Annotated in this window: 13 protein-coding genes; all 13 read left to right on the top strand. The window is 39.8% G+C overall.

What is annotated here, in order from left to right; genetic code table 11:
• Nucleotides 1–106: 106 nt before the first annotated feature.
• Nucleotides 107–1,255 carry a murein hydrolase activator EnvC family protein gene (locus tag V6W77_RS03430; protein WP_334253794.1) on the top strand — a complete coding sequence of 383 codons (1,149 nt, stop codon included), beginning with the start codon at nt 107–109 and terminating at the stop codon, nt 1,253–1,255.
• Complete coding sequence (locus V6W77_RS03425) at nt 1,256–2,116, top strand: divergent polysaccharide deacetylase family protein (protein ID WP_334253793.1); 861 nt, start codon at nt 1,256–1,258, stop codon at nt 2,114–2,116.
• A 12-nt stretch (nt 2,117–2,128) separates the two neighbouring features.
• Entirely contained in the window at nt 2,129–3,979 is a 1,851-nt protein-coding gene (tamA, locus tag V6W77_RS03420; RefSeq protein ID WP_334253792.1) for an autotransporter assembly complex protein TamA, read from the top strand.
• Between the two features lie 68 nt (nt 3,980–4,047).
• Entirely contained in the window at nt 4,048–8,145 is a 4,098-nt protein-coding gene (gene tamB / locus V6W77_RS03415) for an autotransporter assembly complex protein TamB (protein WP_428981771.1), read from the top strand.
• Nucleotides 8,146–8,246: 101 nt separating this feature from the next.
• The gene (cydD, locus tag V6W77_RS03410; RefSeq protein WP_334253791.1) at nt 8,247–10,013 is read left to right on the top strand and encodes a heme ABC transporter permease/ATP-binding protein CydD; all 1,767 of its coding nucleotides are present in this window, start codon (nt 8,247–8,249) and stop codon (nt 10,011–10,013) included.
• Nucleotides 10,013–11,680 carry a heme ABC transporter ATP-binding protein/permease CydC gene (cydC, locus tag V6W77_RS03405; protein ID WP_334253790.1) on the top strand — a complete coding sequence of 556 codons (1,668 nt, stop codon included), beginning with the start codon at nt 10,013–10,015 and terminating at the stop codon, nt 11,678–11,680. The genes cydD and cydC overlap by 1 nt, the downstream gene beginning before the upstream one ends.
• 137 nt (nt 11,681–11,817) lie before the next feature.
• Nucleotides 11,818–12,000: a type II toxin-antitoxin system HicA family toxin gene (locus tag V6W77_RS03400; RefSeq protein ID WP_334253789.1), complete on the top strand. Its 183-nt coding sequence runs from the start codon at nt 11,818–11,820 to the stop codon at nt 11,998–12,000.
• A 24-nt stretch (nt 12,001–12,024) separates the two neighbouring features.
• Entirely contained in the window at nt 12,025–12,435 is a 411-nt protein-coding gene (locus V6W77_RS03395) for a type II toxin-antitoxin system HicB family antitoxin (RefSeq protein WP_334253876.1), read from the top strand.
• Nucleotides 12,436–12,551: 116 nt separating this feature from the next.
• A complete protein-coding gene (hflD, locus tag V6W77_RS03390; protein WP_334253788.1) occupies nt 12,552–13,181 on the top strand; it encodes a high frequency lysogenization protein HflD in 630 nt (209 codons plus the stop codon).
• Between the two features lie 33 nt (nt 13,182–13,214).
• A complete protein-coding gene (gene purB, locus V6W77_RS03385; protein ID WP_334253787.1) occupies nt 13,215–14,582 on the top strand; it encodes an adenylosuccinate lyase in 1,368 nt (455 codons plus the stop codon).
• Between the two features lie 66 nt (nt 14,583–14,648).
• The gene (locus V6W77_RS03380; protein WP_334253786.1) at nt 14,649–15,410 is read left to right on the top strand and encodes a DeoR/GlpR family transcriptional regulator; all 762 of its coding nucleotides are present in this window, start codon (nt 14,649–14,651) and stop codon (nt 15,408–15,410) included.
• Entirely contained in the window at nt 15,403–16,278 is an 876-nt protein-coding gene (gene ubiA / locus V6W77_RS03375; RefSeq protein ID WP_334253785.1) for a 4-hydroxybenzoate octaprenyltransferase, read from the top strand. The genes V6W77_RS03380 and ubiA overlap by 8 nt, the downstream gene beginning before the upstream one ends.
• A 175-nt stretch (nt 16,279–16,453) precedes the next feature.
• Nucleotides 16,454–18,886 (top strand): DNA topoisomerase (ATP-hydrolyzing) subunit B, encoded by a 2,433-nt coding sequence (gyrB, locus tag V6W77_RS03370; protein ID WP_334253784.1) that lies wholly within the window; start codon nt 16,454–16,456, stop codon nt 18,884–18,886.
• The last annotated feature ends 51 nt before the right edge of the window (nt 18,887–18,937 follow it).

Here is an 18,937-nt window from a genome sequence, read left to right as displayed (position 1 = left end):
ATTCTTGCCGTTTTTAAATAGATAGTTAAATTCTTTCACTAAAAAGCTGATCTTGAGCAAATAACCGATTAGAATATAGGCTTAATGATGTTTTTGTAGATAAGGTATGCTTGTGAAACAACGAAATTTTTATTATTGGGTTTTAATTTTAGGTGGGGCGTTAAGCTTTTCCGTGCCTTCGTCGTGGGCGAATAACTTAAATCAGATTCAGCAGAAGATTCAGCAGCAAACCTCTAAAATCAACGAGCAGAAACAAAAACGCATAGCATTGCAATCCACTTTAAAAACTCAAGAAATTGAAATGGGAAAAGTGTTGGATAGATTGCAAAAAACCGAAATGTCGTTAGGTGAAATTCGTCAAACCATTAAAGCTACCGAGCTCGAGATCACTCGTCTTGAAAAACAAGAAAAACAACAAAAAGAGAAGTTAAAAGAACAGCTAGATTCTGCCTACCGTTCGGGTGTGAATCCGTCTGTGCTAGAGCGTCTTTTGTCGGAAGATGCAAAAAATGCAGAAAGAATGGCGACTTATTATGGGCATATGAATAATATCCGTATTGATTCGATTGTCGAAATTCGTAAGACCCAAGCAGATTTGAAAATCAGACGGGATGAGTTGAAAGCTCAGCTTAAAGATCATCAATCGCAATTAAACGAACATAAAAAACAAGAAAAAGATTTAAAGAAAGTTCAAATCCAGCGTGAGAGCACCTTGCGTTCTATTGATAAAACGCTTGAGCAAGACCAAAGTCGTTTGGAGAATTTACGCAGTAATGAACAAGCGTTAAAACAACAATTGGATAAAGCTCAAAAAGAGTCTGAACAAGCTCAAAAGCGTGAGCAACAACAGGCAAAATCATCTAAAAGTTCAGATAACGTGAGTAGTGCACAAATTAAAGCAGGCAAATATACGATGCCTGTTTCGGGCAATATCATCACCAAATTCGGCAATAATTGGCACGGTGTGGTAATTGGAGCAGCAGCAGGTACGTCGGTAAAAGCAATGGCAAGCGGCAGAGTCATTATGGCACAATGGCTTGCCGGCTATGGCAATATGGTAGCAATTGATCACGGCAATGGTGATATTTCACTGTACGGCTACAATCAGTCTGTTTCTGTGAGCAAAGGTAACCGAGTGCAAGGCGGGCAAGTGATTGCCAAAGTCGGGAATACCGGTGGACAGACTCGTCCGGCACTCTATTTTGGTGTAACTCGAAAAGGCACACCTGTCAATCCATTAAATTTGGTGAAATAGATGCTAAAGCAGATTTACAAGCGGTTAAATTTTACGATTTTTTTGCAAATTGTGCTGATTTTGCAAATTTTTATGTTTTTTTCACCGCTTACGCAAGCCGCCCAAATTGCCATTGTGATTGATGATGTCGGTTATCGAGTAAAAGAAGATCGGGAAATTTTGTCTCTACCTAAAGAAGTGAGCGTGGCAATTATTCCTGATGCCCCTTATGCGGCAGAAAGGGCGAAAGAGGCTTATGCTCAAAAGCGTGATATTTTAATTCATTTACCAATGCAGCCGAAATCCAAACAATTGATTGAAGCAAATAGCGTTAAAATTGGTGATAGCGAAGAAAAAATTCGGAAACTTATTGAGCATTCACGTAGTCAAGTACCTTATGCGATTGGTTTAAATAACCATATGGGTAGTGGGGCAACCTCAGATCCAGCCACAATGCAACATTTAATGAAAGTGTTGAAAGAGCATTCACTCTTCTTTTTAGATAGTAAAACTATTGGTAGTAGTGTTGCGGCTAACACTGCTCGCCAATTTGGGGTAAATGCATTAGAGCGAGATGTTTTTTTAGACGATAGCGATCTGCTTTCTGATGTGCAGAAACAATTCTCGCAAGCCGTTCAGTACGCTCGCAAAAACGGCGTAGCCGTTGTCATTGGACACCCTCGTAAGAATACGATTAGTGTACTTAAACAACATTTAGCTCAATTACCGAAAGATATTGAATTAATCGGGGTTGGGGCATTGTGGCGAAATGAAAAAGTGGTACCGGAAAAACCGTTCATTATACTATTTGAGCAAGAACCCGCATTAACGTCTGTGCCACCTTATGAAAGTGTGCCGCTGTTACGCGGTATTCCAAAATAATAAAGGTTATCAATGAATACAAAACTGCATTTTTTAACATTCTGCTGTTTAATTGCTTTTGCTTCAATGGCTAAAGCAAATCAGGAACAGAACAATCAACAAGATAGAATTACCGATGTTGATCAAGAAAGAATTGGTGAATTGGAAGATACACTCACAGATGAGCCAAATGATGAAGAAAAAGTGGAAGCTTTAGTGGATTTAGACGTTAAAGGTATTCACGATAAAGAAGCAAAGAAAAATGTCGATTTGTATTTAAATCAAATTGCCGATGAATATGCGGATGGTTCAGAACGCCATCAATATTTAGTCCAAACAACGGTGGATAAAGCTCTGCGTGCGTTGGGTTATTACAATAGCAAATATCAATTTGTGCAACTGCCTAACAGTGGTAAAAAGCCTTTATTGGTGCTGAATGTTGAGCTGGATAAAGAAACCGTCAAAATTGATGAGACCGATATTGTGCTACAAGGCGAGGCAAAAAATGATGAAGATTTTGTAGCTATCACTAAAAAAGCCCCGAAGCAAGGTTCTCGTTTAAATCATAAAACCTATGAAAACTTTAAGAGCGATATTGAAAGCAATGCATTCAGCAAAGGTTATTTTGACGGGCATTGGCTTTATCACCGTTTAGAAGTTTACCCAACCGATCATAAAGCTGATTGGCGTTTAGGCTATGATAGTGGCATTCGCTATCGCTACGGACAAATTAATTTTGTAGACAGCCAAATTAAAGAGGAATATTTACGCAATATTCTGAAAATTAATTCGGGTGATCATTATTTTGCCAATGATCTTTCCAACTTAACCCAAGATTATTTATCCAGTAACTGGTTTTCATCGGTAATGGTTGAGCCACATCTCAATGAACAAGATAAGACGGTAGATTTAAACGTGCTACTCCAACCGAAAAAGAAAAATGAGCTTGAAATTGGTATCGGTTATGAAACGGAAGTAGGACCTCGTTTACAATTTAACTGGAAAAAACCGTGGCGAAATAAAAGAGGGCATAGTATCGATACTCGAACTTATATTTCCGCCCCTGAGCAGAGATTTGAATTTGGTTACAATATTCCGCTAAAAGAAGATCCGCTTCATTACTACTATCAGATATCGGGTACGGTTGAAAATGAAGATCAGAAGGATACTAAATCAACGGCAGCGACTTTAGGTTTACAGCGTTATTGGACACATACCACAGGTTGGTCGTTCTCTGCAGGGGTAAAAGTCCGTTATGATTCTTTTACGCAAGCCAACGATCGTTTTAAAACTTTGCTCGTATACCCAACTGCCTCATTAAACCGTACTCGTACTGATGGCAAGCCTTATCCATTATGGGGAGATAGCCAAAAACTTACCGTAAATTGGGGAAACAAAATATTTGGCTCAGATGTGAATTTTTATAGCTATAAAGCTTCTACGTCGTTTGTGAGAACTTATGCAGATAATCATCGCTTCTACTTAAGGGCGGAGTTAGGCTATTTGAAAGCAAACCAATTTGAACGTATTCCGCCTGCCTTACGCTTTTTTGCGGGGGGCGATATGAGTGTGCGTGGTTTTGGTTATAAAGATATTTCACCGAGAGATCCGGCAAATGGGAAACGTGTAGGCGGTTCACATTTAGCTACAGGTACGTTTGAATACCAATACCAAGTTTACCCAAACTGGTGGGGAGCGGTGTTTTATGATGTGGGCTTAGCAGCGAATAAATTTGAGACAAAACAGTTGCATCAGGGGACAGGTTTAGGTGTTCGCTGGGCTTCACCTATAGGAGCAATTAAATTTGATGTGGGTATGCCTGTAAAATCGCCTGATAATAAACGCGGTTTCCAAATTTATGTTGGCTTAGGCTCGGATATTTAATACAAGCGGTGCGATTTTACTAAAATTTTACCAATGATGATTTTATTACTCAGTAAGTATTCAAAATGATGAATGAACAACAAATAATAGATAGCCAAGAAATGCAAGCACAACAAGAAATGCCTAAAAAGAAACCTAGCTCAAAATGGCGTTTCTTGAAATGGAGTATTTATATTTTTTTAATTCTGCTCTTGGCTCTTATTTTATTTTTATGCACAGGCTTTGGGCAGCGTAAAACTGTTCAGTGGGTTGATCAATTCGTTGAACCGTTGCAGATCGGAAAAGTTGAAGGTAGCATACAAGACGGTTTGCAACTTTCTGATACTCAATTTATTACTGATGGCGTTAATGTACAAATAGGTCAAGCAGACTTACACATTGATTTTAATTGCTTAATTAAATATGAAGTTTGTCTAAACAATTTTAACGTGCAGGATACCAAAGTTGTTATTGATACCACTCAACTTCCGCCTTCTCAAGAAAAAGAAGACAACACGCCTTTCACTGAGCTAAATTTACCGCTCGGTATTTCAGCGAAAAATATCACCCTAGAGAATATTGATGTCAGCGTTGATGATATGGATATTCATCTTAATCACTTCAATACCTCAATTTCCGGCAAAGGGCGTGAGGTTATTATCAAGCCTACCACCTTAGATGACTTAAAGTTGCTATTAGCTTTAAAAGTGGGGGAAGCACTAGATACACAAGCGGTCGATTCTGACGCAGAAAATGCAAAAGTTACAGTAACCAGAAACCCGGCTAATGCACAAGAAGCGATGGATCGAGTTGTTCAAGAAGCGGTGGAAAAAACCGGCGAAAAAGTAGTTGAAGAATTCCATCAATTACAAGGTAAAACCACCGCAGAAGCTGAACAACAGCCGCATAATAAAGTGGATTGGGCGGCGATTAAAGCTCAGTTAGAACAACCGATCTTAAATAAAAATATCCGTCTCTCGTTACCGTTAGATTTAACCATTGAACAGATTGATATTGCCAATGTTTCGGTTGCTCAAAAAGCACAAGATGGAAAAGGCAACTTGGTTGAGCCGATTTCACTCATCAATGTAAATTCTTTACAGCTTAAAGCCCAAGCGAAAGATCAGCTGGTAACCTTGCAACGCTTGGATTTTAAGAGCGATCAAGGCGATCTCAGTGCAACAGGTACACTTTCACTTAAAGAGAATTATCCATTAAATTGGCAGCTAGAAGGTATTGAGGTAAAAGAGGCTAAAGTGAAATTGCCATTTAGTCATATCAAGGCAATGCTTTCAGGCGAGTTGTATGATAAAACCGTGCTGAATTTACAAACAAATGGAGCTATTAAGGCAGCTTTAGAGGGGCATATTGAGCTTGCAACGCCTAAAACACCTTTTGATCTGATGCTTAAAAGTGAATCAGTGAAGTATCCTTTTGCACCGCAAAAAGGTGATGATACGCTGGTTTTAGAGAATATTGACATTCATCTGAATGGTAATCCGCTTGCTTACAATTTGGTAGCAAAAGTCAGTGCCAAAGGTATGGGAATTCCGCCAAGTTCCGCTGATTTAAAAGGCAATGGCGAATTAACGCATTTTAATATCCACGATTTATTGCTCAATACATTAGAAGGTAATGCTCAACTTACGGGCTTAATTGATTGGACGGAAGGGATCGAGTGGAATTCTAATCTTAAGCTAAACAATATTAATACTAAAGCTTTAGTACCGGATTGGGCAGCGGTATTATCAGGTTCTCTTTCTACTCAAGGTTATGCAGGGCGTGGTAACATAGGCTCAGATTGGAAGGCAGATGTTTCAAATATTGATATTAAAGGCTCACTACACCAGAAGAATCTACAATTAACAGGGAATTTAAATGCCAATAATCAGCAACTTTTAGATGTGCCGGGTTTATCGCTGGTTTATGGCGAAAACAAAATTGATCTGAAGGGGCTTTTAGGCGAAAAATCAGATTTTTATGCAGATATCAAAGCCCCGAATTTACAAGGTTTAGTGCCAAATTTAAAAGCAAGTGTGAATGGCAATGTGAAATTATCAGGCAAAATTGCCGAGCCAAATGTGGATTTAGATTTGGTTGTTTCCAATGTGAGTTATGAGCAATTTAAACTTCAACATTTAACCGCAAAGGGCAAAATTACCACTGAGCAGACCATTCAAGGCGATGTAGAATTAGGGCTACGCCAATTTGCCTATAATGACATTAAAGTAGAAAGTGCTACCTTATTGGCAAAAGGGAATGAAGCAAACCATAGCTTGAAATTAACTTCAAAAGGTAATCCGGTTGGAGGCGATTTGCAAATTTCCGGAAAATTTGACCGCTTGCAACAGATTTGGGAAGGACAGTTGAGCCAAGTTGCTATTCAATCTACCGAGTTTGGCAGATTCCAAACGGATAAAGCAGTGAATGTGAAATATGACAATAAAGCGATTAATGCTAATGTGTCTGCTCACTGCTGGCAAAACCCGAAAATTCACCTCTGCTTCCCAACTGCATTTAATGCAGGGCAAGAGGGCAAAGTACCTTTCGATATTCGCAATTTTAACTTAGCAGTGTTGCAAGATTATCTTGATAATACCAGCCAAATTTCAGGTATTGTAAACGCCAAAGGTGATGCTGCGTGGTTTAAAAATAAACCGCCACAGGTTAATTTAGATCTCACTTCCAATTCCATTAAATTTGTGCAGAAAATGGAAGGCGGAAAAACCTTTCCGCTTACGGTTTCGCCATTAAAAATTAATCTGAAAATGTCAGATAACAATTTAGCCCTTAAATCGAATTTAAGAGTTGAAAATAACGGCACTCTGACAACTGACATTGTGATGCAAGATTTAACTAATGCGAGAAGCTTATCAGGTAATATCAATATTGACCAATTAACCTTAAAGCTCATTCACCCGCTGCTTGAGCGAGGCGATTTTGTTGATGGCAGAATTAATGCTCGCTTAACGGTAAGTGGTAAAGCAACCTCACCGTTGCTACACGGAAACTTGAATTTAACAGGCTTAAAAGCACGTTCTGTTACGATGCCGTTTGATGTAACAGATGGTAATTTAGCGATGAACTTTCACGGAGCAACCTCTACATTAAACGGTAGGTTACAAACAAAAGAGAGTGAGCTACGCTTGGAAGGCGACGCAGATTGGCGAAATATTAATGCCTGGAGAACCAGAGTTCATGCTCAAGCAAATCGCTTCAGAGTGGATATTCCGAGCTTAGCAAGAGTGGAAATCAGCCCCGATATTCAAGTTGTGGCAACCCCGACACTTTTAACATTAAGTGGTAATATTGATGTACCGTGGGCAAGAATTGAAGTAGAACAATTGCCGGAACAAGCCGTTAGCGTAAGTGGCGATGAAGTGATTATGGACGGCTTTGCAAGAAACAAAGTGCCATTTAATCAACGCACTATTCCAACTCAAACTGCAGGTGGAATGGCAATTAATGCGGATATTAAAATTAACATTGGTAATGATGTTAAGCTCAAGGCATACGGTTTGAATAGTCATTTAAACGGATTACTCTCGGTGCGTCGCGGTAAGCAAGGCTTAGGGCTTTACGGGCAAGTTCGCTTAGACGAAGGACGTTTTGCGGCTTATGGGCAAGATTTATTGATTCGCAAAGGAAATATCAGTTTTGCCGGCTCGCCTTCACAGCCATACTTAGATATTGAAGCGGTGAGAAACCCGGATGCAATGGAAGATCCAACCATTACCGCAGGGGTACGGGTAACTGGCTTGGCGGATGCACCAAATGTGAAAGTATTCTCAGATCCGGCAATGTCGCAAAACGAAGTCCTTTCCTATATTTTAACAGGGCGATCACTTGAAAGTAGCGGCGATGCAGGCTCAAGCAATGCAGTAGCGGCTGCCTTGCTCAGTATGAGTTTATCCAAAAGTAGCAAATTAGTCGGTGATGTTGGCAGTACCTTTGGCTTAAAAGATCTCAGCGTAAGCACCGCCGGCATTGGGGATAATACCAAAGTAGAAGTGAGTGCCAGTCTCTCGCCTCGTTTCCGTGTGAAATATGGTGTCGGCGTATTTGCTCCTTTAACTGAACTGACATTGCGATATAACTTAACCCCAAGACTCTATTTGCAATGGGTTTCGAACGTAAATCAAGCGGTCGATTTAATGTACCGCTTCCAGTTTGATAAACTGTTCTAATTCAAAAGGTTGTTAATCAGAGCATTAACAACCTTTTGGCTTTATAGTAAAATGGCAACTTTATCTACAAGCGGTCGAAAAAATAAAAAAATTTACAAATTATGGAAAAACAACGCCAACGTGAATTGCAGAAATGGCTTAAAAGTCAGCAAAAAGTCATTAAAAAATATATGCACTTAAACGTACTGTTAGGGATATTCAGTAGTTTATTTATGATTGGGCAGATGTGGCTGTTGGCAACAATGCTACAAAAAATGATTGTAGAAAAACAGTCTCCCAACATTTTTATCAGCGAAATTGTTTTATTATTCGGCTGTTTTGCTGGCAGAGCATTATTAATTTTTCTACGTGAGCGTGTGGGGTTTAAAGCCGGGCAGACATTACGTTTGCATCTTCGCAAGCAAATTTTAACGAAGATGGAAGCGGTTGGACCAATGAGCCTACAACAAAAACCGGCAGGTAGTTGGGCTACCTTAATGTTGGAACAAGTAGAAAATTTACACAATTTCTATGCTCGTTATTTACCACAGCAATTTTTATCGTTAATTATACCGCTTGTGATCCTCTGTTTTGTCTTCCCAATCAACTGGGCGGCTGGTGTAATTCTGTTTGCCACTATGCCGTTATTACCGCTATTTATGATTTTGGCAGGTATGAAAGCCGTTGAGGCAAATCAACGCAACATCGGTATTCTTTCTCGTATAAGTGGTCAATTTTTAGATAAATTGAAAGGCTTGGAAACCATTCGTTTATTTGGGCAAGCGGAAAAACAAACTGAGCAAATTTACCAAAGTACTGAAGATTTTCGCACCAGCACGATGGACGTGTTAAAAATGGCATTTTTATCCTCTGCAGTGTTGGAGTTTTTTACCTCGGTATCCATTGCGGTAATGGCGGTTTATTTCGGCTTTATCTTTTTAGGTGAGCTGGATTTCGGCTATTACGGCACAGGCGTTAGCTTATTCATTGGCTTTTTCTGCTTAATGTTAGCCCCTGAATTTTATCAACCTATGCGTGAATTGGGTGTGTACTATCACGATAAAGCAGCGGCAATCGGTGCGGCAGATAGCATTGAAACCTTCCTAAAAGAGGAGGTAAAAACGCAATCGAATAATGTGCAAAAATCAATAGAAAATCGACCGCTTGTGATTGAAGCTCAAGAATGTGTAATTCTCTCGCCTCAAGGCAAAGCCTTAACACAGCCACTGAATTTCAAAGTAAATCCACATCAACATATTGCGTTAGTCGGACAAAGTGGGGCAGGTAAGAGTTCGTTGATGAATATGTTGCTCGGTTTCTTGCCTTATGAAGGATCGGTTAAAATTAATGGTGCGGAATTGCGTGAACTGAATTTAACCGAATGGAGGTCGAAATTAGCGTGGGTAGGGCAGAATCCACAATTAATGCGAGGCAGCTTAAAAGAGAATATTTTATTGGGTAACGCAGCGGCTACAGAAGCCGAAATCGCCAGAGCTCTACGTTTATCAAAAGCGGATGAGTTTGTATCCCGTTTAGGGCTGGAACATCAAGTGCAAGATAGTAATATCGGTATTTCAGGTGGACAAGCCCAACGTATTGCGATTGCCAGAGCCTTGTTACGCCCATATGAATTATTGCTACTTGATGAACCAACGGCGAGCTTAGATATGGACTCCGAGCAGCAAGTGTTGGAAGCATTACACCATTTAAGCCGAGAGCAAACGACCTTGATGATTACCCACCGAGTGGAAGATTTAACCCAATGCGATGAAATTTGGGTAATGAAACAAGGGCAGATTATCCAGAAAGGTAGCTTTAGTGAATTAGAACATACAGGCTTTTTTGCCGAATTATTGCGTAATGAATTAGTTCATCAGGGAGAAATCTAATGAAATCATTGTTCCCATTCTTTTCTCTCTATCAAACTCATTTTGGGCGTTTGTTATTAGGTATTGTACTGGCAATTTTAGGTTTAGCGGCAAGTATTGGTTTATTAAGCCTATCAGGTTGGTTTTTAGCGGCTTCTTTTTTAGCGGCTAATGCGATTATTTTTAATTTCTTTTACCCTGCTGGAGGGGTAAGAGGTTTAGCTATTTTCCGTACGGCTTCACGCTATTTTGAAAAGCTGGTTACGCACGATGCAACCTTCCGTGTGTTGGCAAACTTACGTGTGAGTGTATTTAAAAAGCTGATTCCACTTAGCCCAAGCGGTTTAAACCGTTTCAGAAATAGCGAATTGTTGAACCGATTGGTTGCAGATGTAGATACGCTTGATACGCTTTATCTCAACCTTGTCTCACCCTTTGTGAGTGCGGTAATGATTATCCTGTTTATGGCAATTGGCTTGTCATTTGTTTCCGTACCATTAATGCTGATTATTTGTGGCACGCTACTGGCTTTGCTCATTGTTATTCCAACAGTGTTTTATCACTTAGGGTTGAAATTAGGGCGAGATGCTATCCAAAATCGAGCTAACTACCGTAGCCAATTTATTGAATGGGTGCAGTTGAATGCAGAATTTTTATTATTCGGCAATTTAAACCAAGCAGGTGAAAAATTGCAACAAACCGAACACCAATGGCTCAATGCACAAAGCAAGGAGAGCCGACTTTCGGGGTTATCGAATAGCTTGTTAATGCTTTCAAACGGTATTTTGACTTGTGTTGTGATCTACTTGGCTTCTACTGCAATTAATGTGCCAACAGCGAAATACCCTGAAGCCTTAATTGCATTGGTGGTTTTCTGTGTAATGGCATCAGCTGAAATTCTTACCCCAATCGGCATCGCATTTTTACATTTAGGGCAAGTGATTACTGCCGCAGAACGCATTAATGAAATTACTGAGCAGCAACCAAGTGTTCAATTTAATGGCACGGCACAATGGCAAAATTTAGTGAAAAATCAACCGCTTGTACGCTTTGAAAATGTTAATTTTGCGTATTTGAATGGCGAGCAGCAAGTATTAAATAATCTCTCTTTTGAAGTGCTAAAAGGGCAAAAAGTTGCGATTTTAGGTAAAACAGGAAGTGGAAAATCCACTATTTTTCAATTATTAAACCGCAATTATGACCCAACAAGCGGTCAAATTTGGCTTAATAATTGCAAAATTGAAGATTTCTCGGAAAATATTTTGCGTTCAAAATTAGTTACCTTAAGCCAGCGTGTGCATATTTTCAGCCAAACGTTGCGTGATAATTTATTAATGGGAAACGCAACAGCCACCGATGAGCAAATGATTGACGTCGTGCAAAAAGTCGGCTTAGGCTACTTACTTGAAACTGAAGGGTTAAAACTTTGGCTCGGCGAAGGAGGCAGACCGCTTTCAGGGGGAGAACAACGCCGCTTAGGGCTTGCTCGTTTATTACTAAGTTCAGCTGAGTTAGTGCTACTAGATGAACCAACCGAAGGGCTAGATCGTGAAACCGAACAGCAGATCTTAAATCTCATTCTAACTCACTGTGCAGAAAGAACATTACTGATGATTACCCACAGACAAAGTGGATTGGATAAATTTGATCTGGTTTATCGAATGGACAATGGGCGATTGGTTGGATAATTATTTTTGTGATGAGGATCGAAAAGTGAGGTTTCTACAGTTGTTTATAACATATTAAAACGAGAGACTATTAATAAATTGTTGTAATTGTCACTAATAGAGTTATAGTAACTCTATTAAACCTAGACAAGGCATTTATGGATAGTCGAAGTTTAGTAAAATTAATCGTTGCAGACGGTTGGTTTTTAGTTGGAATTAAAGGTAGTCATCATCAATATAAACACCCAACTAAAAAAGGTCGTGTAACGCTTCCTCATCCGAAAAAAGATTTACCTACTGCGACAGTTAAGTCAATATTAAAACAAGCTGGTCTGGAATAGTTTAAGCTATTAAGGAGTAAAATGATGTTATATCCTATTGCAATTGAAATAGGGAATGAAAAACAATCCTATGGAATTATTGTTCCTGATGTGAAAGGCTGTTTTTCAGCAGGAGATACATTAGAAGAGGCTTTTAATAATGCTAAAGAGGCTATTTTATTCCATATTGAAACATTAATTGAAGATGGTGAAGTTATCCCACAACCGACAGCACTTGAAAATCATAAAAATAATCCTGAATACAAAGATTTTATTTTCGCTTTAGTAGATGTAGATTTAACTCATTTAATGGGAAAAACTGAAAAAATCAATGTGACTTTACCGTCATTACTCATTCTCCGTATTGATGAGTTTGTTGCTAAAAATCCAGTGTATAAAACCCGAAGCGGTTTTTTAGCTCAAGTAGTAAGTGAACGTATTTTAAAAAATTACTAGCGTTTTGAAATTAAGGCATTTATCTTTTTCTCTCGGTAAATGCCTTTTACCATTCAAAAGAAAGCTAAAAAATGCTATATTCTCTCTCAATTTTGAAATAAGACTGATTTTATAAAATGGCAGATTATCACGATATTACTATTGCGTATGCAGGCGTATGCCAAGCGGCGAATTTAGTGCAGCAATTTGCACATAAAGGCACAGCAGATAGAGATGCGTTTAGGCAATCTATGCGTAGCTTATTAGTTACTCAGCCTGAAACTACGCTAAGTGTATTTGGCGATGACCTTTCTCATCTCAAAATGGGGTTGGAAACGGCATTATCTCAAACAGGTGGCGGCAATGGTAAGCTAGATACTGAAGTCGGGCGTTATTGGATAAGCCTGATTGCTCTTAGCCAAAAATTAGATAAAAAACCTGAAGCCAAACAACAACTTGCCCTGCGTTTACAACAAATTGAACGCCAATTGCCATTATATGAAGATGATGTTTTAGCCGATCAGATGATTGCTAATTTAGCCGCAATTTATAGTGATATTATCAGCCCGTTAGGCACGAAAATTCACGTGATGGGAATGCAAGATTACTTGGTTCGCCCTGATATTCAACACAAAATTCGAGCCTCCTTACTTGCCGGTATTCGTGCCGCGATTTTATGGCAACAGGTGGGTGGTAGTCGCTGGCAATTTTTATTTTCACGCAAGAAAATTTTTAACCAAGCTCAACAGCTTTATCGTCAAATTTAACCGAACATTTATTATTTTGGAGAACACTAAACAATGGAACTTACTGCTTTAACCGCGTTATCCCCAATTGATGGGCGTTATCAAGACAAAGTGTCTAGCCTTCGCCCAATTTTCAGTGAATTTGGTTTATTAAAATTCCGTGTAGAGGTTGAGGTTCGCTGGTTACAAAAATTGGCATCTCACGCACAAATTAAGGAAGTTCCCGCTTTTTCAGAAAAAGCAAACGATTACCTAGACCAAATTGTGGCAAATTTTTCGTTAGATGATGCAAATCGAATCAAAACTATCGAACGCACAACTAACCACGATGTAAAAGCGGTGGAGTATTTCCTAAAAGAAAAATGTGAAGCCTTACCTGAGTTACAAGCGGTAAATGAATTTATTCATTTTGCCTGCACTTCGGAAGATATCAATAATACTTCACACGCTTTAATGCTTAAAACGGCTCGTGAAGAGGTGTTATTGCCGGAATGGAAAAAATTAATTGATGCCATCGTTGATTTAGCCAAGCGTTATCAACATATTCCGTTACTTTCTCGTACGCACGGTCAGCCGGCAAGCCCAACGACTATTGGTAAAGAGATGGCAAATGTGGCTTATCGTTTACAACGTCAATATAAACAATTAGAAAATTTAGAAATCTTAGGCAAAATCAACGGTGCGGTAGGTAACTACAATGCTCATTTATCAGCTTATCCTGAAATTGATTGGCACACTTTCAGCCAAGAATTTGTGGAATCTTTAGGTGTTACTTGGAACCCGTACACTACGCAAATTGAACCGCACGACTATATCGCTGAATTCTTTGATTGTGTGGCACGTTTTAACACTATCATTATTGATTTCGACCGTGATATGTGGGGGTACATTGCGTTAAATCACTTCAAACAACGTACAGTTGCAGGTGAAATTGGCTCAAGCACAATGCCGCACAAAGTGAATCCGATTGACTTTGAGAACTCAGAAGGTAATTTAGGTTTAGCGAATGCGGTAATGGCACATTTAGGACAAAAACTCCCAATCTCTCGCTGGCAGCGTGATTTAACCGATTCAACGGTACTGCGTAATTTAGGTGTAGGTTTAGGTTATGCGTTAATTGCTTACGCTTCAACCTTAAAAGGCATCAGCAAATTAGAAGTAAACGAGCAGCACTTGCGTGATGAACTCAACCAAAACTGGGAAGTGCTAGCTGAGCCAATTCAAACGGTAATGCGTCGTTATGGCATTGAAAAGCCGTACGAGAAGCTGAAAGAATTAACGCGTGGTAAACGTGTTGATGAAATGGCAATGCGTGAGTTCATTGAGAAGTTGGACATTCCTGAAAATGAGAAAGCCCGCTTAAAAGAGATGACACCGGCAACCTATATCGGCTATGCTGTCGAGCTCGTTGATAAATTGTAAAATTTAACGCAAAAAAGACCGCTTGCAAGCGGTCTTTTTCTGATAGTTTTTTGCAAAGGAAATAATATGAAGCAGGCAAATAGACATAAAAGAATTATTGAGCTCGTTAATCAGCTGGGGTATGTCAGCACGGAAGAGCTAGTGGCTCAAATGAATGTGAGTCCACAAACAATTCGTCGTGATTTAAATGAGATGGCAGAAAATAATCTCATTCGCCGCCATCACGGTGGAGCAGCTGCCCCCTCTAACACCGAAAACAGTGATTATACGCACCGTAAGCAATTTTTCTCTCAAGAGAAGAATGCGATTGCTCAACAAGTGGCAAAGCTTATTCCGAACGGGGCATCTGTATTTTTAGATATTGGTACAACATCAGAAGCTGTTGCATTGGCACTACTTTCACATAAAAATTTAAAAGTAGTAACGAATAATCTGAATGCAGCACATATTTTAATGAAAAATCCGGATTGCCAAATTACCGTTGCAGGAGGGAATTTACGAAGCGATGGCGGATTAATTGGCGAAGAAACGGTACGTTTTATCAATCAATTCCGTTTAGATTTCGGTATTTTAGGTATTAGTGCGGTAGATTTAGACGGCTCAATGCTGGATTATGATTATCACGAAGTACAGGTAAAAAGAGCATTAATGGAATGCTCCAGACAGGTTCTATTGGTTACTGACCACTCAAAATTCAGCCGTAATGCGATGGTTCGTTTGGGGAATGTGAAAGAAATAAATTATTTGTTTACAGATACTGATTTGCCGTTAGAATTACAAAATCATTTAAGTCAATCAGACGTTATCGTTAAAATTTGTAATGAATAAAGGCAGTTTTTTCTCTAAACAAAAATGGATTGCATATGCTCAATTAATGCGGTTCGATAAGCCTATCGGCACACTATTATTGCTTCACCCAACGTTATGGGCGTTATTTGTGGCATCTGACGGAATGCCGCCACTTTCTATTTTGCTGATTTTTACACTTGGTGTAATAGTAATGCGTGCGGCAGGTTGTGTGATTAATGATTATGCAGATAGAGAGATTGATGGCCACGTTAAGCGAACCTCGCAACGCCCACTCGCCACAGGCAGGGTTTCTACCACTGAGGCAAAAATCATTTTTGCGATTTTGTTGCTAATGGCATTTGGGCTGGATTTGTTGCTCAACCGTTATGCCTTTTTACTTTCTTTTGTCGCGGTGTTTTTAGCGGTGGTTTATCCCTTTATGAAACGCTTTACTCATTTACCGCAAGTGGTTTTGGGAATGGCGTTTGGCTGGGCGATCCCGATGGCGTTTGGGGCTGTGAGTGAATCGCTACCGCTTGAATGTTGGCTGCTATTTTTCGCCAATCTCGCTTGGACGGTCGCTTATGATACCCAATATGCGATGGTGGATCGTGATGATGACTTGCGAATTGGGGTGAAATCCACTGCCATTTTATTTGCTCAATACGATAATAAAATCATTGCTTTATTGCAATTTACCACTTTGATTTTATTGAGTTTGCTCGGTGTTATCAAAAATTACCATATCGGCTATTTTATTGTTTTGGCTCTCAGTGCCACGCTCTTTATCTACCAATGTTGGCTCACCAAAAAACGAGAACGCAGCGAATGTTTTAAGGCGTTCTTAAATAACCACTATTTCGGCTTAGGCGTGTTTGCCGCGATTTTGGTGGGGATTTATTTATAATCTATCTAATCGGGCGAATGATGATTCGCCCCTACATAAATATGACAAGCGGTTAAATTTGAATGGAAATTTGCAAATTCCAAGAAAAATTTAACCGCTTGTTTTACGATACTTTCTCGCATTTTTCTGCTATAATCAGCACAATTTTTTCGATTTTAAATTAGTAGGAATAACAATGTCTGAACAAACTCAACCAACCAGTTATGATTCTTCAAGTATTAAGGTGTTACGAGGCTTAGATGCCGTGCGTAAACGCCCGGGAATGTATATCGGCGATACGGACGATGGCACGGGCTTACACCATATGGTGTTTGAGGTTGTGGATAATGCCATTGACGAAGCGTTAGCCGGACATTGTAAAGACATTATTGTTACTATTCACTCCGATAATTCGGTTTCTGTACAAGATGATGGTCGTGGTATTCCTGTTGGTATTCACCCTGAAGAGGGCGTGTCTGCGGCTGAAGTGATTATGACCGTCCTTCACGCCGGCGGTAAATTTGATGATAACTCCTATAAAGTATCGGGCGGTTTGCACGGTGTAGGGGTGTCGGTTGTAAACGCACTTTCTTCTAAATTACAGCTTACGATTCGCCGTGAAGGACACGTTCACGAGCAATTTTATAGCTTAGGTGAGCCGGATGCACCATTAACGGTTATCGGTAATACAGAAAAAACCGGTACTTCTGTCCGTTTCTGGCCAAGCCTAGATATTTTCAAAAATAAAACCGAATTTGAATATAAAATTTTATCTAAACGCTTGCGTGAATTATCGTTTCTTAACTCAGGCGTGTCGATCAAGCTAGTCGATGAACGTGACGGCAAAGAAGAGCATTTCAAATATGAAGGCGGTATTAAAGCCTATGTGGAATATTTAAACGAAGGCAAAACCCATATTCACAACACGCCATTCTATCTTTCAACCGAAAAAGACGGCATTGGTGTGGAAATTTCACTGCAATGGAACGACAGCTACAACGAAAACGTGTACTGCTTCACCAACAACATTCCACAGCGTGATGGCGGTACGCACTTAGCCGGTTTCCGTGGTGCATTAACCCGTGCGTTGAAAAATTATATGGATAACAGCGGTGTGCTGAAAAAAGCCGATGCGAATATTGATGCTTCAGGCGATGATGCTCGTGAGGGCTTGGTGGCGGTGATTTCGGTGAAAGTGCCGGATCCAAAATTCTCATCACAAACTAAAGATAAACTGGTTTCTTCTGAAGTGCGTGGAGCGGTGGAAAGTTCAATGAACGAAGCCTTAGCGGATTACTTGGCGGAAAATCCGGACGATGCGAAAAATATCGTGACCAAAATTATTGATGCGGCTCGTGCTAGAGAGGCGGCTCGTAAAGCCCGTGAAATGACCCGCCGTAAAGGGGCATTAGATTTAGGCGGTTTACCGGGGAAATTGGCGGATTGTCAGGAAAAAGATCCTGCATTATCTGAGCTTTACTTGGTGGAGGGGGACTCTGCGGGTGGTTCTGCAAAACAAGGGCGTGATCGTAAAAACCAAGCAATTCTACCGTTAAAAGGTAAAATCCTAAACGTAGAAAAAGCCCGTTTTGACAAGATGCTTTCTTCACAAGAAGTTGCTACCTTGATCACCGCATTAGGCACAGGTATTGGGCGTGATGACTATAATCTTGAAAAATTACGCTACCACAAAATCATTATTATGACCGATGCGGATGTGGACGGTGCGCATATTCGTACACTTTTATTGACTTTCTTCTATCGTCAAATGCCGGAGTTGATCGAAAACGGTTATATCTATATTGCCCAACCGCCACTTTACAAAGTGAAAAAAGGTAAACAAGAGCGTTATATTCAAGATAACGATGAAATGTCGCAATATGAAATTGATATCGCGCTTGAAGGTGCGGGCTTATATGTGAGCAACTATGCTCCAGCATTAAGTGGTGTAGCGTTGGAAAACTTAATTTCTCAATACAATAACGTGCAGAAATTAATTGAGCGTTTAAGTCGCCGTTACCCAACATTGTTATTAAATGAATTAATTTATTCAAAACCGCTTTCAGCAGAATTTGCAAAAAATGAAGCAAATATGACCGCTTGGAGCGAGCAATTTGTGGCGAAATTAATGGAAAAAGAGGTAGGTGGCAGTTTCTATCGTGCCAGCATAGTCTTTAATGAAGAACGCCAAATTTATGAAGCTGAAATTGTGGTTACCACTCACGGTATGGACACAACCTACCGCTTAGATTTCAACTTTATCAGCAGTAATGAATATGCTCGTATTGTCGCCTTAGGTAATGAATTGAATGATTTACTCTCAGATTCCGCCTATGTGGTGCGTGGCGAACGCCGTCAAGAAATCAGCAGTTTTGCCGAAGCTTTAGATTGGTTGGTAAAAGAATCCCGCAAAGGTTTAACCATTCAACGCTATAAAGGATTGGGCGAGATGAACCCTGAGCAATTGTGGGAAACCACAATGGATCCGGTAGCACGTAAAATGTTGCAAGTGAATATTACGGATGCGATTGCAGCAGACAAGCTATTCAGCACGCTAATGGGCGATGAAGTAGAACCTCGCCGAGATTTCATTGAAAGCAATGCGTTATATGCACAGTTAGATATTTAATTGTTGAAAATAAAAAATCCTCTATTGCAAAATAGAGGATTTTTTTAACCG

Source organism: Mannheimia indoligenes, assembly GCF_036880405.1.
Taxonomy (GTDB): domain Bacteria; phylum Pseudomonadota; class Gammaproteobacteria; order Enterobacterales; family Pasteurellaceae; genus Mannheimia; species Mannheimia indoligenes.
Note: the sequence above shows the minus strand (reverse complement) of the source record. Positions and strands in the feature narration are given on the sequence as shown.